This window comes from Brucella lupini, from assembly GCF_002252535.1.
GTDB lineage: Bacteria > Pseudomonadota > Alphaproteobacteria > Rhizobiales > Rhizobiaceae > Brucella > Brucella anthropi.
Genome location: NZ_NNRN01000038.1, coordinates 131,884 through 153,178, shown reverse-complemented (window position 1 = coordinate 153,178; position 21,295 = coordinate 131,884). Strand labels below are relative to the sequence as shown.

Here is a 21,295-nt window from a genome sequence, read left to right as displayed (position 1 = left end):
GTGATCAGCCCCACAATTCCTTGCGTACGTTTTTCGGCCAGATTTCAACATCCAGACCGTGATGATGGAAGAGTGCCAGCGCGATGCGCTCCAGTCCGAACCCGACGCAGGCCGTGTGCGCCACCGCACCGTCATCGAGGGAGAGGCCCCATTTCACGCCGAACTGGTCCTGATGATAGTTGAAGCTCATGCAAGCGGTCGGCTTTTCGACGCTGGTGATCGGGATCAGCAGCTCGAATTTCAGGTTCTGGTCGCGCTGGTTGTTGACCAGCAACTTGCCTGCGCGTCCGAAGAACGGGTCGTTGGCGACGTCGATTTCGACCGGCAGTCCGACCTTCTTCATCATTTCAGTGCCACGGTCGATCCAGAGCTGGCGGAACGACATCACATCGGCTTCGGTGCCCATGCGCACATATTCCCGCATGCGGAAAAGCTGCTGGCGGGCAGGGTCGACCGACGGTTCATGACGGAAGCAATAGGATTGCAGGTCGTAAAGCCCGCCGCCCTGCGGCAGCGGTCCGCGTTTGGCTACAGTCGGATAGAGCGGATAACAGGCCGCAGGCGTCAGCACGATGTCTGTTGCCTTTTGCTCCAGCGTCCAGTCCGTGCCTTCATCCATGCATTTGATGAGATTGACGTGGTCAAGCTCGCAGCCACAGAAGCTGTGCACGGTGCCGGCCAGCTGCGGGAAGCTTTTCATGTAGCCGCTTTTTTCGAAAAAAGCGCGGTTCATGCCGGGTGGAAAGCGGATCGCTTCGGCGCCGTCATTGCCTCCGGTACGGTCGATCAGGCGTTCAAACGCCTGGATGACATCTTCGAACTGGCCGGAACGTCCGTATAGGCCTTCCACGCCGGTGTCGATCAGGAGACCGGAATCGAAAAGCCGGTCTAGAAATGATCTCTGAGCATCCATGGCAATTACCCCAAAAGGCTGGTGTTCTGTTTGTGAATGAGCAGCATGGTGGCTGTATTGCCGAGGATGCGCTCGTTTGAAATCATCAACTGCGCCGAATGCGCGTCACGCAGATGGCGGCCGAGGCTGAAAGGCGTACCGTTCTTGTAGCCCATGATGCCGCAGACCAGCATGGCATGATTGATGATCTGAAGGATCGTCTGCGATGCGGCAATCTTGAGATTGTTCATCGCAATCGCAAAGCCCATCGAGGCCAGCTTGTCCGGATCGTGCTTTGCTTCGCGATAGGTCTTGAGGCAAGCGACGATTTCGGATTTCAGCATCTGAAGCATGTTGGACGCTTCGGCTACGCGCAGAGCGCCCGGCTGCGGCGCACCCGGATTGCGCTTCGCTGCGGCGCGCACGAATGCCTGCGCGCGGTTGACCGCATCGACGGCGATGCCATACCAGAGCGAACTCCACAGCGTATGCGACTGCGCCAGCATGGATTGGGCTGCGATTTCGGCAAAGGGATGCGGCAGGATCTGCACCTTGTCCGCCTCGCCACGGAATACAAAACCTTCCGAGCAGGTGCCACGCATGCCGAGCGTGTCCCAGTCATGGGTCTTTTCGAGCGTGTACTGGTCCTTCAGGAACACGGTCATCACCTGATCCGACGATGCGGCATCCTTGTGGGAGCGCGATGTGATCAGAATGGCATCCGCATAGGTACCATAGGAAATGACGGTGGCGTTCTTTTCCAGACGGCAGATATCACCTTCGACCTCGATGGCGCAGATCGAGTTGCGCAGATCGCCGCCAATGCCGCCTTCGGTCGTAGCCGAAGCAAGCAGCAGCTGGTCCTTTGCGACCTTGCGCATGAAGTCCCGGTGCCATTCAACCGTCTGGCCGTGCTCCACCAGACTTGAAAGCTTGATGTGATGCATGGCGAAAATCATTGCGCTCGATGCACAAGACTGACCAAGAACACAGCACAGTTCTGCAATCTGGTCGATCTCTGCACTCTCGCCGCCGAATTCGCTCGGCACCTGAATGCCCAGCAGACCTTCGGCCTTCATCGCATCGATTGCTTCACACGGGAAGCGGCCTTCCTTATCGACGCTATCGGAAAATTTACCCGCTATGGCCGCAACGCGACCCACGCGCTCTGAAAGACTGTTTCCCGCCCCGGCATTCATTATGCGGCCTCTTTGTCCTTGAGAATTTGGGTGATCGTCTGTTCGATGGCCTTGATGCTCGCAAAAGATTTGCGATTGAGATACTGGTCTGGAAATTCGATGTCGAACTTGTCTTCCAGGCCAAGCATGAGCTGGACCGATGCAAAGGAGGACAGGCCCGCGCTGTAAAGGTCGGCATCGTCGGCGATGTCCGTCACCGGGCCCGGCAGGCCGCCGACCTTGGCCAAAAGTTCGCGAATGGATTCATTCATAGTTTAACTCCCTGCATATCCGCTCAAGTCGAAACTTCACGTCTGGGTTGACGCGATACACGATCTATCGAGCTTTCAAAAAAGCTGCGGTAACTGTTCGAAATTCTGCCCCTTTATGCAAGTGATATGTTGCGAATATTAGTTAATCCGCAAGCACACCATCGTGCGTCAGGCTTTATCTGCTCCCGCAAGCCTTTATTTTCTATTGACGCAACTGAATTGCGGCCCGGCTATTCTGCGGACGTGCTTATATAGTTAAATATTCGATGACAAGATGGGTGGCATTGCCCGTAAGGGTTGCGTCCTCTTTTGGTTAAAGAGGGCGGCGCGAATGCCGTGGTGCGGAAATCTGACCCGTATTGGTAGCAATCGCCATTTCAAAACTGTCGGCAATGCGCCGTGCCCGGTCTATGAAAATGATCGCGGCTTCCGGCGGGAAGATTTCGCGTGCGGTTGTCTCGAAAAGGTCGAGCCAACGGTCGAAATGTTCGTTCTTGAGTCCCAGTTTCAGATGTGGCGCCATGGGGCGGCCTTCATAATTGCCGGTCTTGAGAATAACCGACGACCAGAACGCGGCGATCTGTGCGATGTGATGATCCCAATCATGAACCGCATCGGCAAAGATCGGCCCGATGACTTCATCCTCGCGTGCGCGTCCATAGAAAGTGGCCACTAGTTTCTCGATTGAAACCGGATCGATGGACGGGTGAGGCTGGTTGATGAGAACAGTCATGATCGCTTGTCGATTGCCTTTCGCCGGGTAGCGGGCTTTGGGCCGGATATAGTCGCTGCGTCGGCCACAATCCAGTGAAGTGTTGCCGCATGGCCATCAACTTCCCGTTGGCGAAGCCGCTGCCACGATTTAATAGTCTAACTGTCTAATATAGTTGAGGGAGAGATGAATGCGGGTGTTTCTGCTTACGGGTCTGTTGACCCTGGCGACAACCGGGGCAGGCTTTGCTGCTTCGTGCGAACAGAATTTCAAGTCCGAGGGTGTTCCACTCGTAACAGCGATTAGCTATCGCTCGACACAAAGCTTTGCCGGTGTGAAATCGTCGACCGCCTTGCAGCGTCTGGCGCAAGCCGTCGCAGCCGAAGGCTTTTCTGGCATCAAGATCAACAAGCAGCTCGCTTCGATTGACGCGTTTCAGGAAACAACCGGATCGGGTCGCATCCAGACCTTGCGCGTCACTGCACGGGCGCAGGGTAAAGGCACTCGTGTCGATGCGATCTTCAGTATTCAGGCGGGGCAGGCTACCAGCAAGTCGGTGGTACGCGAAGGGCTTTGTCGCATCATCGCAGCTGCAGCGAATTAAAACTTATAGCCTGATGGCCATCGCCGTCAGGCTATCTTTTGCATCAATTCGATACGATTGCCGAACGGATCGTGGATGTAGCAACGCTCATAACCGTGCAGCGGCTCATCCCCGATGGTTTCGATGCCCGCTCGCGTCAGATGCGCGATCGTGTCATGGAGGTTATCGACCAGAAATGCAGGGTGTGCCTTGCGCGCAGGTGCGAAAGGGCGTTCGACGCCCAGATGAAGCCTGATTGCTCCATTCTCAAACCAGCAACCGCCGCGAGCCGCCAGATTCTCAGGCTTTGGAACTTCCGCAAAGCCGAGGGTCGAACCATAAAAATCGCGCGCTTTCTGCTCCTGACCTTCAGGCATTGCCAGTTGAACATGATCGAGAGCGATGATTTGCATGAATGTGCCGACGTTAAATAATGACGCGCACAACATAAAGCGCATCGATAGCCGGTCAAGCTATAGGCATTTGACACAGATGTCTGGAGAGGGAGAACGATGGTAGCGGAGGAGGGATTCGAACCCCCGACACAAGGATTATGATTCCTCTGCTCTAACCTACTGAGCTACTCCGCCACGCGTCGCTTTACAGAGACAACTTCATGATCGCCGTTTCCGGTGGGACAAATCGTTGTTCCTGCAAGGAATGGCGGCGGTATATGTGCGGAATGAAATGCTGTCAAGCACTCTTCGCATAGCTTTCGTCTTGTTTTCTATCATTTGCACCGATAAGGAACTTGGCATCAGCAAAGGCATAGTTTTATGGCACCTCGTATTGCGGTTTTGGGTTGCGGCTATTGGGGCGGCAATCACATTCGTACCCTGAAGAGCCTCGGTGCGCTTCAGGCAGTCTCGGACTCAAGGGCAGAACAGGCGGAACGCTTCGCGACCGAGTTCAATGTTCCGAGCATTCCCGTCGATGAATTGTTCACGCATCCAGACATTGATGGCATCGTTCTGGCGCTGCCAGCGCAGTTTCATTCACAATATGCCATTCAGGCAGTGAAAAACGGCAAGGACGTTCTGGTCGAAAAGCCGATCGCGCTCGACATTCCGGCTGCAGAAGCCGAAGTGGAAGCTGCCCGCGAAAACGGTCGCGTGTTCATGGTTGGCCATGTGCTGCGTTTCCACCCGGCCTTCGAGAAGCTTCTCGACATGGTGAAAAGCGGTGAGCTCGGCGACATTCGCTATGTGCAATCGCATCGCGTCGGGTTCGGCAAGTTCCACAACGAGTTCGATGCCCTGTGGGATCTTGCGCCGCACGATCTTTCGATGATCCTGGCTATCACCGGGGAGGAACCGAGCGCGGTTCGCGGAGAGGGTGTTGCGACGCTCGATCATCTCACCGACATCGCCCATCTTCATCTCGATTTTCCGAATGGCATCCGCGGCCACCTGTTTGCATCGCGCCTGAATGCCTATCGTGAGCGCCGCCTGACCGTTACCGGCACAAAGGGCATGGCTGTCTTCGATGACGGCGAGCCATGGGATCGCAAGCTTGCGCTCTACAGCCATGAAGTCTGGCGGGAAAACGACCAGTGGTCTTTCAAATCCGTCGAGCCTGTCTATATCCCGGTTGAGGAAGGCATGCCGCTGACACGCGAATTGCAGCATTTCCTGCATTGCATCGAGACGCGCGAAAAGCCGCGTACCGATGGCAAGGAAGCAATCAGTGTGCTGCGTATCCTCACGGAAGGCACTGTCCGGCACCCGCACTAAAGGGGAGCCGTGCGATCCGCGTCAACTGCGTCAAGCGGTGTTACAGGAATCGCAAAACTTTGAACGCTCTGGCCATAGCCGGGCAGGGCGCAAGCGAATAAATAGGTTGCCGAGGATTCGCATATCCATTTGTGCGGGCCAGATATATTGGAGCCAACATGCAGTTTATTGATCTTGGAGCGCAGCGCGCGCGTATCGAAGACCGTCTCAATGCCGCCATTTCCAAGGTTGTTGCGGAAGGCCGTTATATTCTTGGACCGGAAGTGGCCGAATTCGAAAAGAAGCTCGGTGAATATCTGGGTGTGGAGCATGTCATCGCCTGCGCCAACGGCACCGACGCCTTGCAGATGCCCCTGATGGCACGCGGCATCAGTCCGGGTGATGCCGTCTTCGTTCCGTCTTTCACCTTCGCTGCTACGGCGGAAGTTGTTGCGCTGGTTGGCGCAGAGCCGGTGTTCATCGACGTAGACGCGGATACATACAATCTGAATATCGAACAGCTTGAAGCTGCCATCGCCGCTATCCGTAAGGAAGGCCGTCTGCAGCCGAAGGCGATTATCCCGGTCGATCTGTTCGGTCTGGCTGCTGACTATAATCGCATCAGCGCCATCGCTGACCGCGAAGGCCTGTTCGTCATCGAAGATGCTGCGCAGTCGATCGGCGGCAAGCGTGACAATGTCATGTGTGGTGCTTTCGGCCATGTCGGCGCGACGAGCTTCTATCCGGCCAAGCCTCTCGGCTGCTATGGCGACGGCGGTGCCATGTTCACCAACGACGCCGAACTGGCCGATACGCTGCGCTCGGTCCTGTTCCACGGCAAGGGCGAAACCCAGTACGACAATGTCCGTATCGGCATCAACTCGCGTCTCGATACGATTCAGGCTGCCGTCCTTCTGGAAAAGCTTGCGATCCTGGAAGACGAAATGGAAGCACGTGACCGCATCGCCAAGCGCTACAACGAAGCGCTGAAGGATGTCGTCAAGGTTCCCGCCCTTCCGGCTGGCAACCGTTCGGCATGGGCTCAGTATTCCATCGAGAGCGAAAACCGTGACGGCCTGAAGGCGCATCTTCAGGCGGAAGGCATTCCTTCGGTCATCTATTATGTGAAGCCGCTGCACCAGCAGACGGCATACAAGCATTACCCGGTTGCGCCGGGTGGACTTCCGGTTTCGGAAAGCCTGCCGAACCGCATTCTGAGCCTGCCGATGCACCCCTATCTGTCGGAAGCCGATCATGACAAGATCATCGGCGCCATCCGTGGTTTCCACGGAAAGAAGGCCTGATCTATCTCAACCTCATTGACGAAAAACCCGGCGAAAGCCGGGTTTTTTTATTTGTCATGCCTGTAAGTTCAATTGCCAGGAAACGCCGTATTTGTCCTTGATCCAGGCGAAAAGCTTGCTGAACCCGTAATTGTCGAGCGGCATCAGCGTCTCACCACCTTCTGAAAGCTTTTCAAAAACGCTGGTCAGGCTTTCCTCATCATGGAAATCGACGAACAGCGATATGGATGGATTGAAATCGAACTGATGCGGAATGGGGCTGTCGATGACGATCAGCCGGTGTTCGGCAAAGGTCACGCGCGCAATCTGCACCTTGCCGGGACTGCCGCTCGCTTCGTCATAGATTTTGATCGACTCGATCAGGAAGTCGGGAAAGATCGAACGATATGTTTCCAGAGCTGCGCCTGCACTGCCCTGAAACATGAGATGGGTGCAAACCTGTGTCATTCAGAAAGCGTAACACGGCCCCGCCAGTTTCGGCAATCGGGCTGTTATAGCAGGGCGCTAAGATGCTAACGCATCACGCCCTGAGAATGCTCAATCGCCGCACGGGCTTAACCAAGTCTCGATGAGTCAAACGCAACGAGACTTGGTATTAAAGGTTCTTTTTCATGATCCGCTTATCGATGCGCGCAGCGATGAAGCGGGCGATGGCAGGACCTGCCAGAAGCACGATGAAGAAGCGGCTGGTCTGCATCGCGATGATGAAGGGCAGGTCGACATTGCTTGATGCTGCGATGATTGCGACCGTATCGGCGCCGCCCGGACTGGTAGCGAGATAGGCGGTCAGCGGATCGAGTCCCAGCACGTGACCGAGTGCCATGCCGAACAGTCCGCAAACGGCAATGAGGAGCAGCGTGGATGTCAGCACCGCTGGAAAAGCCCGCGCGGCATGAGCGATGATGGCGCGTGAGAAGCCAAGGCCGATGCGCCATCCGATAAGCAGATAGCTGACCGCGAGCAGCCATGGTGGCAGGTCGATGGTGATGAAACCGGTGTCCTGAAGCAATGCGCCCAGTATAAGCGGCACGAGCATGGCGCCGGTGGGGATGCGGAGAATTTCTCCAAGGAACGAGCCGCCGACAATCAGAAGCACTGTCGGGCCGAGGGTGGACCAGTCGATGGGCGGAAACCAGACGATTTCGACAGGCGCAACGGTCTCCACGCCTGTGCTGAGGCGCAGGACGAGCGAAGCGGCTGTGGCGACCAGCACCACACGCAGATATTGCATGAAGGCGACGAGACGAGCATCGGCTCCATGGGCTTCGGCCATCAGCGTCATTGCGGTGGCAGCGCCCGGAGAAGATCCCCATACAGCAGTTGTTCCGGGCAGGATGCGAAACCGCGCGAGCAGATAGCCGATAAAAGTGCTGGTAAACAGCACATAGCCGACGGAGAGCAGGATAACGGGCAGGTGTTGCCCCATGCTGGTGAAAAACTCCGCCGTGATCGAACGGGCGATAAGGCAGCCGACAACGCCTTGGGCTAACAGCGACAGCCAGCGATGAACCCGCAAGGTGCTTTCGCCTGCAGCCATCAGGATTGCGCCGAGCATCGCGCCAAGGAGCATGGCGGCAGGTAGCTGCAGCACTTCCCCTGCAAAAATCAGAATAGCGGAAAACACAGCCAGCAAGACCCATTGGATTGGCTTGGCTCTGTTCCTGAAACTGAATTTGCTTGGGGTCGAATTCGGCCCTGAGGGGGAGGTTTTCTGCATTGCCCTTCCTCACTACATCTGGGGAGGAAGCTATGCAAATCCGATTTTACTCGGGAAATATTGATTTCTAAATATCAATATACTGAGGAAAATGAGGTGCTTGCAGCAAACGGCAAGACGCCGCTTTTCCACAAAAGCAGCGTCTTGAATTTCCGTATGGCCGCTTCGATCAGCCGATCATGGCGCGGCGCTGGTTGACAGGGCGCTCGATCACTTCCCGCGGAGCTTTGCCACCGTCGCGTTCTTCGAGCGCTTCGGCTTTCGTCAGTTCGGTTTCCGCAGCCGACAATTCGGCTTCGGCCGCTTCCTTCTGGGACATCAGGTCGCGAATCGAGACGAAGAGATTGTCGCGCCGCTGGCGTGCCGCCTTGGCGAAGGTCGGATAAGCGAAATGATTGATGTCAGTGATGCCAGCTTTTTTCTCTTCCGATAGAATCTGGGCGTCGAGTTCTCCGGCCATCCGTTCGAACTCGCCGATCATCAGGTCGAGCTGGCCCAGTTGACGGCGTTTTTCCTTCACCTGGAACAGTTTCAGCCTGACTAGGCTTTCACGTGGCTTCATACGCAATACTCCTTGAACACCAACCAGCTTCATGTGTTGGGGCGTTCCCCCCGACTTTATTAACAGGTGTAAACGAGCAAAACGCACCCGATCCACCGCCGAATCTCCTTGCGAATCCAAGCCCCTAAAGGGGAAATCATCGCAGCCGTTCTTCCGAAAGGGCTCAACAAGCGAAACAAAAAGTTAAGAATTCGCTCGTTTGGTAACCATTCCTTTACCGGCGAAGTTAATCATACGCGTTAGGACTTAAGGCTCGGTAAACCTCGTGTGGTTTTTCGGCAACAGGCGAAAGCTAGAGTCAGATGAATCGCTTAGCGAAGATTCTTAATGCGATGCTTTAGAGTCATCAGAATGAGAATGTCTTTATGATTCAGGCGCGTAAGAGAATTTTCTAAACAGGGCAGAAATATGCTTGCCAAGCAGAATCATATTTTGTTAACCATTTGCTGGCACCTTCATGCACAGGCAACGATAGTTCCGTGTGCTGCCGTGAGGGACATCGGGTCGGCTGCGGAAAGGGGATAAGAGATGCGCGTCCTTTTGATTGAAGACGACAGTGCTATCGCACAGAGCATCGAGTTGATGCTTAAGTCCGAGAGTTTTAATGTCTACACGACCGATCTGGGCGAAGAAGGCATCGATCTCGGCAAGCTATATGATTACGATATCATCCTGCTGGACTTGAACCTGCCGGATATGTCTGGTTACGAAGTTCTTCGCACCTTGCGTCTGTCCAAGGTGAAGACGCCGATCCTTATCCTTTCCGGCATGGCCGGTATCGAGGACAAGGTTCGCGGTCTGGGCTTCGGCGCCGATGACTACATGACCAAACCGTTCCACAAGGACGAGCTGATCGCACGTATTCATGCGATTGTGCGCCGTTCCAAGGGGCATGCTCAGTCGGTCATCACGACGGGCGACCTGGTGGTCAATCTGGATGCGAAGACGGTCGAAGTTTCCGGCCAGCGCGTTCATCTGACCGGCAAGGAATACCAGATGCTGGAGCTTCTTTCGCTCCGCAAGGGTACGACGCTCACCAAGGAAATGTTCCTCAACCATCTCTATGGAGGCATGGACGAGCCGGAACTGAAGATCATCGACGTCTTCATCTGCAAGCTGCGCAAGAAGCTTGACGCTGTTTCCGGTAGCCAGAGCTACATCGAGACTGTCTGGGGTCGCGGCTATGTGCTGCGTGAGCCGGATGCGGAAATGCGCGAAAGCGCCTGATCGGCAACAGGCTTCGAAATGTAAAAAGCTCCGCTTCGGCGGAGCTTTTGCTTTTTGGGGACTGCTTTCGGATTTAGGCGGACAGGATGCCTGAAAATTGTTCGGTGAGATAGGCGCGGTCAAACGGCTTCAGGATGTAGCCATTGGCGCCTGCGCGCTTCGCCCGCATAATGCGGGTCACATCGAGTTCATAAAGACACAGGATGATGCGGGGGCGGCCGCCGCCCGGCATGGCGCGGAGCTCGGTTACGACCTCCAGCGCTGTCATGTCCGGAAGGTCATAGTCGAGCAGAACGACGTCTGGCATGCGCGCAAAACAGGTTTCGAGCGCTTCCCGGCCGGTTGAGGCCTCAGCAAATTCTGCAATGGTTTCGGAAAGGACGCGGCGCGCGACTTTGCGAATGACGGAGGAATCGTCGACCAGCAGGCAATAACCTGTCATTGGTTCATTCGCCATGCAGTCCCCCTCCACAAATGCGTGTTGGCTGTCACGCCTTCGCTGAATATCTTCTGACGCATATCCTCACCGGAAATGCGTTGCCTGACTGATAGAGGGTTTTATGACTGTTTGCCAGTGTGAGCGCGGGTCGGCCCCGCGCTCAGGGGCGCTTATTCAGCAGAAAATACGATGTCTTCCGCAGTGGCGTGGATGGAAATCTTCATACCGGCTTCTTCGGCCAGAAGCAGAGTGTAGTAAGGCTGGACGGAATGGGCGTCGATCGGCTCTTCCGGGGCAGCACCCGAGTGAAGCTCAAGGAACTTCGGTGGAACGCGCAGCATACGACCCTTCACGGTGATGACGAAGCGCGGTTCGGTATCTCCGCCTTCGAGGCGCACAGCCAGTGAGCCGCCACGTGGTATGGCTGCATTGCCGATCAGAAGCATGTTCAGAAGCAGCTTGACCTTGTTCTTGGGCAGAAGGACACGCGTGCCTTCCCAAGTGAATTCCGGCTTTTCGTTCTTGAAATATTCAGTGGCGACGTTCTGTGCATCGCCTGTGTCTATCTGCACGCCAGCCGAACCTGCAGCGCCAAAAGCGATGCGGGCAAACTGAAGGCGGGCGGAGGCATTGCGGGCGCTCGACTTGATGAGCGCCATGGCGTCTTCGTCGGCTCCGCCTTCTTCCAGCAGTTCCAGACCGTTATTGATCGCGCCAACCGGCGAAATGATGTCATGACAGATCCTGCTGCACAGAAGCGCACCGAGGTCGAGCGCAGAAAGGGTAACGGGCATTGGCATGGCGTTTTCTCCGGAACGCGGATCGATCCCGCTCGTCCCAGCGTGTTGGGTGAGCAGACCGTTATCGGTTAACGAGACAGTTCGCAAAGCCAGAGTTTGCGCGCTGCATGAAGGTGGGCGAATCGCCCGGAATGTCGATTTAACTGGATACACGCGCCATCGGACCGCCGCAACAAAGCTCTCTTTTCGGTTCTTTCGGGCTCCGGCATTCCCTCACATCAGTGTGAAAAGCTGGAAATCGTATGCCTTCGTAAAGCCAATTTCGATGCTTAAAGGTTTGGACAATAAATTCGGGTCTAAAATAGGCGCGATTCGACCGAAATGTCCGTAAGAGACGTGGTCTGGCTTTTAACAGGGCCGTCAGACAGAGGAGCGGAGAGCCAAAAGGAATTTTACATGGCCATACAATCCCTGTCGCAAATCAGATTCCGCAATGCGGCGTGCTTCGTTGCGTTTTTTGCGGCGCTGTTTGTTTCTTTCATCGCTCTGCCAAATCAGGCCAGAGCACAGAATACATACACTGCCGAGGAAATCGTCGAATCTGGTCACAGGTTCTTCGGGTCGACTTCGGGTGGCATCGCAAGCGCGGTCGAAAAGGCGTTCCAGAGTTTTGGTCTGCCCAACGGCTATATTCTTGGTGAAGAAGGCTCCGGCGCTTTCATCGGTGGCCTGACCTACGGCGAAGGCACGCTCTATACCAAGAACGCAGGCGACCATAAGACCTACTGGCAAGGCCCTTCGCTTGGCTGGGATTTCGGCGGGCAGGGTTCTCGTGTGATGATGCTCGTCTACAATCTCGACGACATCCAGAACCTTTACGGTCGTTATGCCGGTGTTGCAGGCTCTGCCTATGTCATTGCGGGTGTCGGCTTCAACGTCCTGAAACGCGAGAACATCATGCTGGTGCCGATCCGCACCGGTGTGGGCGCGAGGCTGGGCGTGAATATCGGTTATCTGAAGCTGTCCGCTGCGCCGACGTGGAATCCGTTTTAAGGATGAGTTGCGCATAGGTGTCTTTTCAGCCGGAGATTGTTTTAGCTGGCTGGAAAGACGGTCGATTGCGCACTATGAATAGGAAATACTTGTCTGAAACCGTTCGGGCCTATTTGAAATCGTGATCCAGTCCGCTCTCTTTTTCATATTCGGCGTTCTTGTGACAGTTTTCGTCGTGGTTCTGCTCGGCCCTTCGGTCTGGCGCCGCGCCTTTTTTCTGGCGCGCCGGCAGGTTCAGGCGGAACTGCCGATAACGCTGGCCGAGATACGTGCCGACCGCGACGGGTTGCGCGCCGAACACGCCGTTGCGGTCAGCCGTCAGGAACAATTGCTGAAGCTCGAACGCCACAAGAACGCGGAACAGAAGGTGACGCTCGCCCGGCAATATGAAGAGCTGAAACGCATTCCGCTGCTCGAAGAAAGCCAGGCTGAGATCGACAAGCAACTGGAAGAGCACGAGCGGGTGACGAAAGAAGCCGAGACGGCGCGTGACACGGCGCTGGAAAAGGCAGAAATCCTCCAGGCGGAACTGGAACGGATGCAAAGCCACTACAGCGCGCTCGAGGGACTGGCCGATACCTTGCGTATCGAAATAAGTGGAAGCGAGACGGAGTACAGCCGTCTGACAAACGAGATGACTGAAATGCGTCGAGATCGCAAGGAAGCCGCAGCACGTTACAACGAAGTTTCGACCCAGTTGACCTCTGCACAAACGGAACTGAAAAGCGAAAAGCGGCGCAATGGTGAACTGCAGCAGAAGCTTGAAAAGCTGATATCCGAGCTTTCCGACGCGCAGGAAAAAATCGAGCGCTATAGCCGTAAGAATGCTGGCGCGAGTGACAGCCCCGAGTTGGCCGAAATCGAACGCGAGAATGCAGCGCTTCGTGAAGAAATGGCCGTGCTCGCCGCCCGCATGGTGGCTGCGACCGCTGAAAAAGAAGGACCGGAATCTCCGATCCATTCAATTCTTGAAGCGGCAGAAAAATCTGACACAGGAAAAGACAAGAAATCCGGCCCCAAAAGTCTGGCGCGCCGCATTCGCGACCTGCAATAGAGCATTTCCAGTTTAAATCGAATCGTTGGAAATGCTCTATCTCTTTGTTTTTACGTGCATCTTTATCCCATTGTTGCGAAATCAGAAATCAGCCCAGTGGACTGATTTCCCCGCGAAGGCGGTTCCCACTTTTGGGAGACATGCTTTAGTTCGCAATTATTCCTTGCCGAAAACATCCGACCAGTCGGGATGACGCATCGCCTGCGCGTGCATGAAGCTGCAGCGCGGGATGATTTTCCATCCGCTGCGCCGCGCGTCCAGAACGGCATTCTTGGCAAGCGCCTGCGCGACGCCTTTGCCACGCATCGTATCCGGCACGAAAGTGTGGTCGATGGAAATCAATGAGGGACCAAGCTTCGTATAGGTCATTTCGGCTTCGCTGCCGTCAAGAACAGCCGCATAGCGTCCGCCGTCGGAGCTGTCTTCCTTGCGAATCTCGATAGTCCCGCTCATGCCATCCTCCTGAACAAATACGTGTCCTGATCAACGCATCAAGTTCACAACATAGGAACGGAATGTGCAAATAAAAACCGGCCACGTGGGCCGGTTTTCGATTTGTCGATCCATGACAAGCGCGGAAGATATTGCTCCACCGAGGCCATGATCCCCGTCCTTCCAAAACCTGTCCCGGTTTTGGCGAGACAGGTCTTAGTGACGATATTGTTGTATTCTGGTGGTCCTGAGACCGGCGAGACCATGCTCGTCGATCGAGGATTGCCAGCCAAGGAACTCCTCCACCGTCAATGTATAACGCTGGCATGCCTCCTCAAGGCTCAGAAGTCCGCCGCGAACAGCAGCGACAACTTCGGCCTTGCGGCGGATGACCCAGCGCCTTGTATTGGCGGGGGGAAGGTCCGCGATGGTCAGCGGGCTGCCATCAGGACCGATAACATATTTTATACGCGGTCTTACCAGATCGGTCATTGTACTCTCTACACAACACTCAAGGACCTAATCGAGTGTGAGACTAACGCGACAGCTTTAAAAATTACCTAAGCAGCTGGTAACTCTCTGGTAAGACTTGGAAAAATTTTCGTTTTCGCCCTATTGCCGGCGTTTTTGCGACATATGTCTGGAAAACCTCACGGGGAAGTGTGCCTTGCCTGTCGCAATCTGGACAATGATTGTTCCCGGACCCTTGGCAAATTGCCGCACTTTAGCCTATATAGGGCGCAGAAATCTAAATTTTGAGAAGCAGGGCGTATGCCCGGAAGCTGGAATCAATCATGAGCCTGAACAGCCTCGATCTGCCGGGAAAGCCGGAAGACACGCGCGTTGTCGTCGCCATGTCGGGCGGCGTCGATTCATCTGTTGTGGCCGGGATTCTCAAACGTGAAGGTTACGATGTCGTTGGCGTGACGCTGCAGCTTTATGATCATGGCGCAGCCGTTCATCGCGCTGGTTCCTGCTGTGCGGGACAGGACATCGAAGATGCCCGCCGCGTTTCGGAAAGTCTCGGCATTCCGCATTATGTTCTCGATTACGAAGCGCGCTTCCGCGAAGCTGTGATCGATCCATTTGCGAATTCCTATGTCAGCGGCGAAACACCGATTCCATGCGTCTCCTGTAACCAGACGGTCAAGTTCGCCGATCTTCTCCAGACCGCACGCGATCTTGGCGCCGACGCGCTGGCGACAGGACATTACATTCGCAGCCGCGCCAATGGTGCGCACCGTGCGCTTTATCGTCCGGTCGATACGGATCGCGACCAGAGCTATTTCCTGTTTGCAACCACGCAGGAGCAGATCGATTATCTGCGCTTCCCGCTCGGTCATCTGCCGAAGGCACAGGTGCGTGAAATTGCAGAGGAAATGGGCCTGACTGTCGCCAAGAAACAGGACAGCCAGGACATTTGCTTCGTGCCGCAGGGCAAATATTCCGACATTATCTCCAAACTGAAGCCGGAAGCGGCCAATCCCGGCGATATTGTCCATATCGATGGCCGTACGCTCGGTCGTCACGATGGCATTGTGCATTACACCGTTGGCCAGCGCCGTGGCATTGGCGTTGCCACGGGTGAACCGCTTTATGTCGTGCATCTTGATGCCGCCAATGCGCGGGTTATCGTCGGTCCGCGTGAAGCGCTGGAAACGCACAAAGTCTTCCTGCGCGACATCAACTGGCTGGGCGATGCGCCGATCAGCGATTTGCCTGAAGGCGGAATGGAAGTATTCGCGAAGGTTCGCTCGACTCGACCGCCACGCCCTGCCGTGCTGCGCCATGCCGATGGCCAGACCTGGGTTGAGCTGGTCGATGGTGAAAGCGGTATCGCTCCGGGACAGGCCTGTGTGCTTTATTCCGATGAAAGCAACACTGCGCGCGTCTTTGGCGGCGGCTTTATTGGCCGTTCGGAACGCGAGCCGCAGGCAGAAGAGATGTTGCGCCGCCTTGTCGCCAACACGGCAAGTGCCTCGGCAGCTTGAAGCTTTTTCTGATCGATGAATGAAAAGCGGGTGCGAGAGCATCCGCTTTTTTTATGTCTGTCAGCAAGATGCTATCTCAGTTAGAGCATTCGTTGTTATGCATGTCTTTATTCCGAATCCGGTTTCCACTTTCGAGATACATGCTCCAGAGTTTGAAAGCGACAAACGGGAAGTCAATTGCACTGGCTGCGTCTAAGCTCATAGTGAGCGGTATTTTGAGCGCGTTTTGATCCGGCCGAATCAGATCGGCGCTCCAACTTTTTGTTTTGATGCGCATCTTATCCGAAAACCGTTTCACGCTTTTCGGGATGCACTCCAAGCTTTGGCTTCAGAGGTCTTGAAGATGACGGCGCAGAAAATGATGGGGTGGAAGGAATGGGCGATGCTTCTTGTTCTTTCCGTTCTCTGGGGCGGTTCATTCTTCTTCAACGGCATTGCTGTTCGAGAATTGCCGCCTTTCAGTATCGTCACGCTACGGGTGGGGCTGGCTGCGCTCGCTTTGGTCGTATTGATTCGCATGATGGGCCTGTCGCTGCCAAAAGACCGCCGTGTATGGCTGGCGTTTTTCGGAATGGGCTTTCTCAATAATCTGCTGCCTTTCTGTCTCATCGTCTGGGGGCAGACCCAGATTGCCAGCGGGCTGGCTTCCATCCTCAATGCCACGACACCGCTCTTCGGCGTCATTGTTGCGCATTTTCTGACGGTGGATGAAAAGATCACCAGGAACAAGATTGCTGGCGTTTTGATCGGCTTTTGCGGTGTAGCAATCATGATCGGACCCGATGCCATCAGCGGGCTTGGAGGCAATCTGTGGCCGCAGCTTGCGGTTCTGTGTGCTGCTTTTTCTTATTCGCTGGCGGGAATTTTCGGTCGTCGCTTCAAAGCGATGGGGGTCGCGCCGTTGATAACCGCTACCGGCCAGGTGACGGCCACGACCGTCATGCTCATTCCGGTGGCTTTGTTGGTCGATCATCCCTGGACGCTGGCCGCTCCGAGCGCGGCAGTCTGGGGAGCGCTGGCCGGTATTGCGCTTCTTTCAACAGCACTCGCTTATGTTCTCTTTTTCCGTATTCTTTCGACGGCGGGCGCGGTCAATCTCATGCTGGTGACGTTTCTCATTCCCGTTAGTGCAATCCTGCTCGGAGTGCTCTTTCTTGGCGAGACTTTGCAAGCCAAGCATTTGATCGGCATGGCAATGATCGCCGCAGGATTGGCAGCCATCGACGGCCGGTTGATAGCAGCGGTATTGCCATCGTCAGGCAAACGAGAAATCTACTGAAACTTGCTGAAGCGCGACAAGGCGATGCCGGATGCGGTTGCAACATTCAGGCTGTCGAACGCAGTGGACATGGGAATTCGCGCTGTTTGCAGCTTCTCAAGCAGGCGTGGCGGTAATCCTTCGCCTTCCGTGCCGAGCAGGAGCGCCTGTCGGCCGTGCTTGGTCGCATCGTAGACACTGAGCGACGATGACGGGCTGAGCGCAAGCAGGTTGAAGTCGGCATCGCCCAGCGCAGCGATGATCTCATCAATGCTTCCACCGTGGAAATAGGGAACTTTCAGCGTGGCGCCGACTGATACCCGAATAGCCTTGCGGTAAAGCGGGTCGCAGCACGTATCGTCCATCAGGACGCAGTCGGCTTCGAAAGCGGCGGCATTGCGGAAGATCGAACCGACATTGTCGTGATTGGAAATGCCGCACAAAACGACGACGAGTGATTTTGCGGGCAGGGTATCCAGCATTGCCTGAAGGCTTGGCGGCGTCTTGCGACAGCCCACTGCAAGAATGCCGCGATGGACATGAAATCCCGCGACCGCATCCATAACAGTTTGTGGAACGGAATAGACAGGAACCTCTGAGGGCAATTGGCTGAGTTGTTCGCCGAGGCCCGCAAGCCGGTTCTCCAGAACGAGCAGCGATTCTGTCTCAAAACGTGCCGAAGATGAGAACAGGACGTTCAGAACCACTTTACCTTCAGCGATAAACCGCTGCTGGCGTCCTACAAGATCCTTTTCGCGAATATCGCGATAAGGGGACAAGCGGATGTCGTTCGGATCGTCGATCTGCTGGACGCAGCCGTGCGAATGATTGTCTTGGTTCATCGCACGGCTGTGACCTCATGTGATTATGCGTGAGCGACTGCCGCCAGATTATGTCTGCGCGGTGTTGGACTCATATACAGACTTGAAAGTGTCGACAACATCAACTCGATATGCGGCGAAGAGACCATATAATAGATGGTCTGCGCGTCGCGACGGGTAGAAACGAGGTCAAGGGCTCGCAATTTTGCCAGGTGCTGAGACAAGGCGGATTGGCTAAGGTCAATCGCCTTGGCAAGCGCACCTACCGACATTTCATTATGAAGCAACTTACATAAAATTAGTAATCGCTTATTGTTAGCAAGTGCCGACAGGAAGTCGGCAGCCTGATCTACATTTTCAATTAAATCAAAGAAAGTATTCTCGTTGCTCATTTGCCGTCATACCCCCGTAAGACTCGACAAAGTTAAAAATATACATGCGAATTTTCATAAGCATGCATATTGAAAATAATGCCATATGCAGAATTTGAAAAGCCCTTGCTTATATTCAATCCAGTATAAAGACGTGCAATTTCGTCCCAAAAAAATGCGGTTTTGTTTCAGGGGGCTTTATTTACTGTTTGGTCAGTGCTGTAACAGCTTCCCTTACGGAAGGTGGATTCGAAGGAAAAACGTAACGCAGAACAAGGTCGCCATTGGCGATGTCGACGCCATCTGGATCCAATCCTATCACCTTCTGCTGATCTTTGACGGTTCCTGCTTTTAAAAGCTGTTGAGCAATTTGCGCAATTTTTGGTGCGTGATACTCGTTCATGCTGTCGAGCGCATTTTGCTCGCTTTCGGCAAAGTCCGCGCTGATCGACGCTGCGCAGAGCAAGTCGTCCTGTGTCAGGTTGAATGCCTTGCCAAAGCCACCATTCAAGCTGGCGCTTTCCAGTTCAAGCCGGAAAAAGACAAAGTCTCCGAGATCCACATAAAGCGAACCCTTCGGATTGTGATTGAGATAGCGTCGCCGAATGCGGGGGTAGTCAGCCGCTGTTCTCTCAACTTTCCGGGCCTGACAATGAAGCGTGACGCGCGCATGGGCGAGGGGGTCTCCCTTGCCAACCTCGCCGAGCAGAAGCGAGCAGGCCGGGTTTGCCAGCAGCCCCGGTGTGTGTGCCGCCAATCCGGAAACCAGGATGAGAGGCGTTCCGTCCATATCCGTCGCTACGGAGACACGACTTGCCAGTGGCCTGCCGGTCGCAGCGTCGAAAACGGCGATGGCACCGTAGCGCGATGTCCGCAACAGGGTTTTGGCAAGCTGAATGGCTTCAGGCGTGGTCGGGCGAATTGGATTGGTTTCAGGCATGGCTGTCAGACTCAAATATGACAAATATTATCCACTTAATACTGTGCCTTATTCGATAGAGCCAGCGAATTCGGTGGAGTCCTTATGCCGGACGTTCAAAACTGCAAGCAATTTCCGATTGATCGGCCGCATTGATGTCGCGCCTGAGTCGGTGATGCATAAGTTGCATTATCCCATGCAAAATGCGTGCGAATAATATTATAAATCAAGGGGCTTTAGCGCAATATTTCGAAATTGCGTCGATTGATGGAATAAAAATCTAACCATTGGGGCCAAAACCCGTTGAGAATGTGAACTGGTTCTACAGATTGCGCTTGCAAAGTGACAGTCCACGCGTTTCGATAAGCGCAAGCTGCGGGCAATGGGGTGCGCGCGGCATGCTTTTCCGTGGAGGCGGACAATAATGAAATTCTACCAAAAACTCCTGGCAGCAACCGCGCTGGTGGCTCTGATGAGCGGTGCTGCATCGGCAAAGACCTTTGTATATTGCTCGCCGGCTTCGCCTGAAGGCTTCGATCCGGCTGCCTATACCGGCGGCGATACGTTCGATGCCTCGGCGCATCCGGTCTACAACCGCCTTGCCGAATTCGAAAACGGAACGACGAAAGTTGTGCCGGGTCTCGCAGAAAGCTGGGATGTTTCCGCCGATGGTCTGGAATACACCTTCCATCTGCGCAAGGGCGTCAAGTTCCATTCGAACGACTATTTCACGCCGACCCGTGATTTCAACGCCGACGACGTGATTTTCTCGTTTGATCGCATGCGCAACAAGGACAATCCTTGGCACCAGTACACCGCTGGCATCACCTACGAATATTTCGACAGCATGGAAATGGGTGCGCTGATCAAGGAAATCACCAAGGTTGACGATTATACCGTCAAGTTTGTGCTGAACCGTCCAGAAGCACCGTTCCTCGCAAATATCTCGATGCCTTTCGCTTCGATCATTTCGAAGGAATACACGGACAAGCTTGCCGCCGACGGCAAGAAGGACGATCTCAATCAGGTTCCGGTCGGCACTGGTCCTTTCCAGTTCGTTGCCTACCAGAAGGACGCCGTCGTCCGCTTCAAGGCCAACGAAAACTATTGGGGTGGCAAGCCGAAGATCGACGATCTCGTCTTCGCAATCACGACCGATCCTGCTGTTCGCGCGCAGAAGCTCAAGGCTGGCGAATGCCACCTGATGTCCTATCCCGCTCCGGCAGACATCAAGGGCCTGCAGGCCGATTCCAACCTCAAGGTTGACGAACAGGCTGGCCTCAATGTGGCTTACTTCGCGTACAACACGCTGAAGGCACCTTATGACAAGCCGGAAGTGCGCAAGGCGCTGAACCAGGCTATCAACAAGCAGGCCATCGTCGATGCCGTGTTCCAGGGTCAGGGTCAGGTTGCCAAGAACCCGATCCCGCCGACAATGTGGGGCTACAACGACAAGGTCGAGGACGACAAGTACGATCCGGAAGCTGCCAAGAAGGCTCTCGAAGCCGCTGGCGTCAAGGATCTGAAGATGAAGCTGTGGGCCATGCCTGTCAGCCGCCCGTACATGCCGAACGCACGTCGTACTGCTGAACTCATGCAGTCCGATCTGGCCAAAGTTGGCGTCAGTGCTGAAATCGTTTCGATGGAATGGGGTGAATACCTCAAGAAGTCGTCTGACAAGGACCGCGACGGCTCCGTCATCCTCGGCTGGACCGGTGACAACGGCGATCCGGACAACTTCCTGGGTACGCTTCTCGGCTGCGCCGGTGTTGGCAATAACAACCGCGCCCAGTGGTGCTACAAGCCGTTCGAAGACCTGATCCAGAAGGCCAAGGTTTCGACCAGCCAGGAAGAGCGCACGAAGCTTTACGAAGAAGCACAGGTAATCTTTAAGGAGCAGGCTCCTTGGAATACGCTTGCTCACTCGACGGTCTTTGTGCCGATGTCGGCCAAGGTTACGGGCTTCAAACAGAGCCCGCTCGGCGATTATCGCTTCGAAGACGTTGATATTTCCGAGTAAAATCTGACAACACAAGCGGCCGGGTGTAGGGTGATCCC

The 21,295-nt window shown here is 55.0% G+C and carries 24 protein-coding genes and 1 tRNA gene; 9 read left to right on the top strand and 16 right to left on the bottom strand.

Annotation, left to right across the window (positions count from 1 at the left end):
• Positions 1-4: 4 nt before the first annotated feature.
• From CES86_RS07050 to CES86_RS07035, 4 genes are all read right to left on the bottom strand, one after another.
• The gene (locus CES86_RS07050) at positions 5-913 is read right to left on the bottom strand and encodes an amino acid--[acyl-carrier-protein] ligase (RefSeq protein ID WP_094514008.1); all 909 of its coding nucleotides are present in this window, start codon (positions 911-913) and stop codon (positions 5-7) included.
• Positions 914-918: 5 nt separating this feature from the next.
• Entirely contained in the window at positions 919-2,091 is a 1,173-nt protein-coding gene (locus CES86_RS07045; RefSeq protein ID WP_010659545.1) for an acyl-CoA dehydrogenase family protein, read from the bottom strand.
• Positions 2,091-2,342, bottom strand: a complete 252-nt coding sequence (locus CES86_RS07040) for an acyl carrier protein (RefSeq protein ID WP_006467457.1) — start codon at positions 2,340-2,342, stop codon at positions 2,091-2,093. Before CES86_RS07040 ends, CES86_RS07045 begins: the two co-directional genes overlap by 1 nt.
• Positions 2,343-2,655: 313 nt before the next feature.
• Positions 2,656-3,075: a group III truncated hemoglobin gene (locus CES86_RS07035; protein WP_010659546.1), complete on the bottom strand. Its 420-nt coding sequence runs from the start codon at positions 3,073-3,075 to the stop codon at positions 2,656-2,658.
• A gap of 169 nt (positions 3,076-3,244) precedes the next feature.
• On the opposite strand from CES86_RS07035, the gene CES86_RS07030 reads away from it, so the two are divergent.
• On the top strand, positions 3,245-3,658 hold the full coding sequence (locus CES86_RS07030) for a hypothetical protein (RefSeq protein ID WP_010659547.1): 414 nt from the start codon (positions 3,245-3,247) through the stop codon (positions 3,656-3,658).
• Between the two features lie 26 nt (positions 3,659-3,684).
• On the opposite strand, the gene CES86_RS07025 is transcribed toward CES86_RS07030, so the two are convergent.
• Positions 3,685-4,050 carry a VOC family protein gene (locus CES86_RS07025; protein ID WP_010659548.1) on the bottom strand — a complete coding sequence of 122 codons (366 nt, stop codon included), beginning with the start codon at positions 4,048-4,050 and terminating at the stop codon, positions 3,685-3,687.
• Positions 4,051-4,150: 100 nt separating this feature from the next.
• A tRNA-Met gene (locus tag CES86_RS07020) sits at positions 4,151-4,227 on the bottom strand.
• 186 nt (positions 4,228-4,413) lie between these two features.
• Between CES86_RS07020 and CES86_RS07010 the strand changes: the two genes are divergently transcribed.
• Together CES86_RS07010 and CES86_RS07005 are read left to right on the top strand one after the other, a co-directional pair.
• Positions 4,414-5,370 carry a Gfo/Idh/MocA family protein gene (locus CES86_RS07010; RefSeq protein ID WP_029929198.1) on the top strand — a complete coding sequence of 319 codons (957 nt, stop codon included), beginning with the start codon at positions 4,414-4,416 and terminating at the stop codon, positions 5,368-5,370.
• A 158-nt stretch (positions 5,371-5,528) separates the two neighbouring features.
• Positions 5,529-6,653, top strand: a complete 1,125-nt coding sequence (locus tag CES86_RS07005; protein ID WP_094514006.1) for a DegT/DnrJ/EryC1/StrS family aminotransferase — start codon at positions 5,529-5,531, stop codon at positions 6,651-6,653.
• A 54-nt stretch (positions 6,654-6,707) separates the two neighbouring features.
• On the opposite strand, the gene CES86_RS07000 is transcribed toward CES86_RS07005, so the two are convergent.
• From CES86_RS07000 to CES86_RS06990, 3 genes are all read right to left on the bottom strand, one after another.
• Complete coding sequence (locus CES86_RS07000) at positions 6,708-7,100, bottom strand: VOC family protein (RefSeq protein WP_012091620.1); 393 nt, start codon at positions 7,098-7,100, stop codon at positions 6,708-6,710.
• Between the two features lie 148 nt (positions 7,101-7,248).
• A complete protein-coding gene (locus CES86_RS06995) occupies positions 7,249-8,370 on the bottom strand; it encodes an AbrB family transcriptional regulator (RefSeq protein ID WP_029929194.1) in 1,122 nt (373 codons plus the stop codon).
• Positions 8,371-8,539: 169 nt separating this feature from the next.
• Positions 8,540-8,932, bottom strand: a complete 393-nt coding sequence (locus CES86_RS06990; protein WP_006472627.1) for a hypothetical protein — start codon at positions 8,930-8,932, stop codon at positions 8,540-8,542.
• Between the two features lie 528 nt (positions 8,933-9,460).
• On the opposite strand from CES86_RS06990, the gene ctrA reads away from it, so the two are divergent.
• Entirely contained in the window at positions 9,461-10,159 is a 699-nt protein-coding gene (gene ctrA / locus CES86_RS06985; RefSeq protein WP_010659553.1) for a response regulator transcription factor CtrA, read from the top strand.
• A gap of 73 nt (positions 10,160-10,232) precedes the next feature.
• On the opposite strand, the gene CES86_RS06980 is transcribed toward ctrA, so the two are convergent.
• Both CES86_RS06980 and chpT read right to left on the bottom strand, forming a co-directional pair.
• Positions 10,233-10,616, bottom strand: coding sequence for a response regulator (locus tag CES86_RS06980; RefSeq protein ID WP_094514005.1), 384 nt, complete (start codon positions 10,614-10,616; stop codon positions 10,233-10,235).
• A gap of 152 nt (positions 10,617-10,768) precedes the next feature.
• Entirely contained in the window at positions 10,769-11,398 is a 630-nt protein-coding gene (chpT, locus tag CES86_RS06975) for a histidine phosphotransferase ChpT (RefSeq protein ID WP_006467394.1), read from the bottom strand.
• A gap of 396 nt (positions 11,399-11,794) precedes the next feature.
• Between chpT and CES86_RS06970 the strand changes: the two genes are divergently transcribed.
• Positions 11,795-12,391 (top strand): DUF1134 domain-containing protein, encoded by a 597-nt coding sequence (locus tag CES86_RS06970; RefSeq protein WP_010659556.1) that lies wholly within the window; start codon positions 11,795-11,797, stop codon positions 12,389-12,391.
• A 145-nt stretch (positions 12,392-12,536) separates the two neighbouring features.
• Entirely contained in the window at positions 12,537-13,445 is a 909-nt protein-coding gene (locus CES86_RS06965) for a coiled-coil domain-containing protein (protein WP_029376051.1), read from the top strand.
• A gap of 156 nt (positions 13,446-13,601) precedes the next feature.
• Here the strand turns inward: CES86_RS06965 and CES86_RS06960 are convergent, their stop codons facing one another.
• On the bottom strand, positions 13,602-13,898 hold the full coding sequence (locus CES86_RS06960) for a GNAT family N-acetyltransferase (protein ID WP_010659558.1): 297 nt from the start codon (positions 13,896-13,898) through the stop codon (positions 13,602-13,604).
• 195 nt (positions 13,899-14,093) lie between these two features.
• Positions 14,094-14,369 carry a CtrA inhibitor SciP gene (gene sciP / locus CES86_RS06955; protein WP_010659559.1) on the bottom strand — a complete coding sequence of 92 codons (276 nt, stop codon included), beginning with the start codon at positions 14,367-14,369 and terminating at the stop codon, positions 14,094-14,096.
• Between the two features lie 302 nt (positions 14,370-14,671).
• On the opposite strand from sciP, the gene mnmA reads away from it, so the two are divergent.
• Together mnmA and CES86_RS06940 are read left to right on the top strand one after the other, a co-directional pair.
• Positions 14,672-15,868: a tRNA 2-thiouridine(34) synthase MnmA gene (gene mnmA, locus CES86_RS06950; RefSeq protein ID WP_012091625.1), complete on the top strand. Its 1,197-nt coding sequence runs from the start codon at positions 14,672-14,674 to the stop codon at positions 15,866-15,868.
• A gap of 343 nt (positions 15,869-16,211) precedes the next feature.
• A complete protein-coding gene (locus CES86_RS06940) occupies positions 16,212-17,147 on the top strand; it encodes a DMT family transporter (protein ID WP_029929190.1) in 936 nt (311 codons plus the stop codon).
• Here CES86_RS06940 and CES86_RS06935 read toward each other — a convergent pair.
• The 3 genes from CES86_RS06935 to CES86_RS06925 all read right to left on the bottom strand — a co-directional run bounded on the left by CES86_RS06935 (position 17,141) and on the right by CES86_RS06925 (position 19,258).
• On the bottom strand, positions 17,141-17,968 hold the full coding sequence (locus CES86_RS06935; protein WP_029929189.1) for a TrmH family RNA methyltransferase: 828 nt from the start codon (positions 17,966-17,968) through the stop codon (positions 17,141-17,143). The genes CES86_RS06940 and CES86_RS06935 overlap by 7 nt on opposite strands.
• Positions 17,969-17,991: 23 nt before the next feature.
• Positions 17,992-18,339, bottom strand: a complete 348-nt coding sequence (locus CES86_RS06930; protein WP_010659564.1) for an ArsR/SmtB family transcription factor — start codon at positions 18,337-18,339, stop codon at positions 17,992-17,994.
• A gap of 181 nt (positions 18,340-18,520) precedes the next feature.
• Positions 18,521-19,258 (bottom strand): HugZ family pyridoxamine 5'-phosphate oxidase, encoded by a 738-nt coding sequence (locus tag CES86_RS06925; protein ID WP_029929187.1) that lies wholly within the window; start codon positions 19,256-19,258, stop codon positions 18,521-18,523.
• Positions 19,259-19,661: 403 nt separating this feature from the next.
• Between CES86_RS06925 and CES86_RS06920 the strand changes: the two genes are divergently transcribed.
• Entirely contained in the window at positions 19,662-21,257 is a 1,596-nt protein-coding gene (locus tag CES86_RS06920) for an ABC transporter substrate-binding protein (protein ID WP_010659566.1), read from the top strand.
• Positions 21,258-21,295 lie beyond the last annotated feature (38 nt).

What these genes read in the sequence shown, in the direction of transcription:
- CES86_RS07050 (WP_094514008.1), bottom strand. Translation starts at nt 913, where the DNA reads ATGGATGCTCAGAGATCATTTCTAGACCGGCTTTTCGATTCCGGTCTC.
- CES86_RS07045 (WP_010659545.1), bottom strand. Translation starts at nt 2,091, where the DNA reads ATGAATGCCGGGGCGGGAAACAGTCTTTCAGAGCGCGTGGGTCGCGTT.
- CES86_RS07040 (WP_006467457.1), bottom strand. Translation starts at nt 2,342, where the DNA reads ATGAATGAATCCATTCGCGAACTTTTGGCCAAGGTCGGCGGCCTGCCG.
- CES86_RS07035 (WP_010659546.1), bottom strand. Translation starts at nt 3,075, where the DNA reads ATGACTGTTCTCATCAACCAGCCTCACCCGTCCATCGATCCGGTTTCA.
- CES86_RS07030 (WP_010659547.1), top strand. Translation starts at nt 3,245, where the DNA reads ATGCGGGTGTTTCTGCTTACGGGTCTGTTGACCCTGGCGACAACCGGG.
- CES86_RS07025 (WP_010659548.1), bottom strand. Translation starts at nt 4,050, where the DNA reads ATGCAAATCATCGCTCTCGATCATGTTCAACTGGCAATGCCTGAAGGT.
- CES86_RS07010 (WP_029929198.1), top strand. Translation starts at nt 4,414, where the DNA reads ATGGCACCTCGTATTGCGGTTTTGGGTTGCGGCTATTGGGGCGGCAAT.
- CES86_RS07005 (WP_094514006.1), top strand. Translation starts at nt 5,529, where the DNA reads ATGCAGTTTATTGATCTTGGAGCGCAGCGCGCGCGTATCGAAGACCGT.
- CES86_RS07000 (WP_012091620.1), bottom strand. Translation starts at nt 7,100, where the DNA reads ATGACACAGGTTTGCACCCATCTCATGTTTCAGGGCAGTGCAGGCGCA.
- CES86_RS06995 (WP_029929194.1), bottom strand. Translation starts at nt 8,370, where the DNA reads ATGCAGAAAACCTCCCCCTCAGGGCCGAATTCGACCCCAAGCAAATTC.
- CES86_RS06990 (WP_006472627.1), bottom strand. Translation starts at nt 8,932, where the DNA reads ATGAAGCCACGTGAAAGCCTAGTCAGGCTGAAACTGTTCCAGGTGAAG.
- ctrA (WP_010659553.1), top strand. Translation starts at nt 9,461, where the DNA reads ATGCGCGTCCTTTTGATTGAAGACGACAGTGCTATCGCACAGAGCATC.
- CES86_RS06980 (WP_094514005.1), bottom strand. Translation starts at nt 10,616, where the DNA reads ATGGCGAATGAACCAATGACAGGTTATTGCCTGCTGGTCGACGATTCC.
- chpT (WP_006467394.1), bottom strand. Translation starts at nt 11,398, where the DNA reads ATGCCAATGCCCGTTACCCTTTCTGCGCTCGACCTCGGTGCGCTTCTG.
- CES86_RS06970 (WP_010659556.1), top strand. Translation starts at nt 11,795, where the DNA reads ATGGCCATACAATCCCTGTCGCAAATCAGATTCCGCAATGCGGCGTGC.
- CES86_RS06960 (WP_010659558.1), bottom strand. Translation starts at nt 13,898, where the DNA reads ATGAGCGGGACTATCGAGATTCGCAAGGAAGACAGCTCCGACGGCGGA.
- sciP (WP_010659559.1), bottom strand. Translation starts at nt 14,369, where the DNA reads ATGACCGATCTGGTAAGACCGCGTATAAAATATGTTATCGGTCCTGAT.
- mnmA (WP_012091625.1), top strand. Translation starts at nt 14,672, where the DNA reads ATGAGCCTGAACAGCCTCGATCTGCCGGGAAAGCCGGAAGACACGCGC.
- CES86_RS06940 (WP_029929190.1), top strand. Translation starts at nt 16,212, where the DNA reads ATGACGGCGCAGAAAATGATGGGGTGGAAGGAATGGGCGATGCTTCTT.
- CES86_RS06935 (WP_029929189.1), bottom strand. Translation starts at nt 17,968, where the DNA reads ATGAACCAAGACAATCATTCGCACGGCTGCGTCCAGCAGATCGACGAT.
- CES86_RS06930 (WP_010659564.1), bottom strand. Translation starts at nt 18,339, where the DNA reads ATGAGCAACGAGAATACTTTCTTTGATTTAATTGAAAATGTAGATCAG.
- CES86_RS06925 (WP_029929187.1), bottom strand. Translation starts at nt 19,258, where the DNA reads ATGCCTGAAACCAATCCAATTCGCCCGACCACGCCTGAAGCCATTCAG.
- CES86_RS06920 (WP_010659566.1), top strand. Translation starts at nt 19,662, where the DNA reads ATGAAATTCTACCAAAAACTCCTGGCAGCAACCGCGCTGGTGGCTCTG.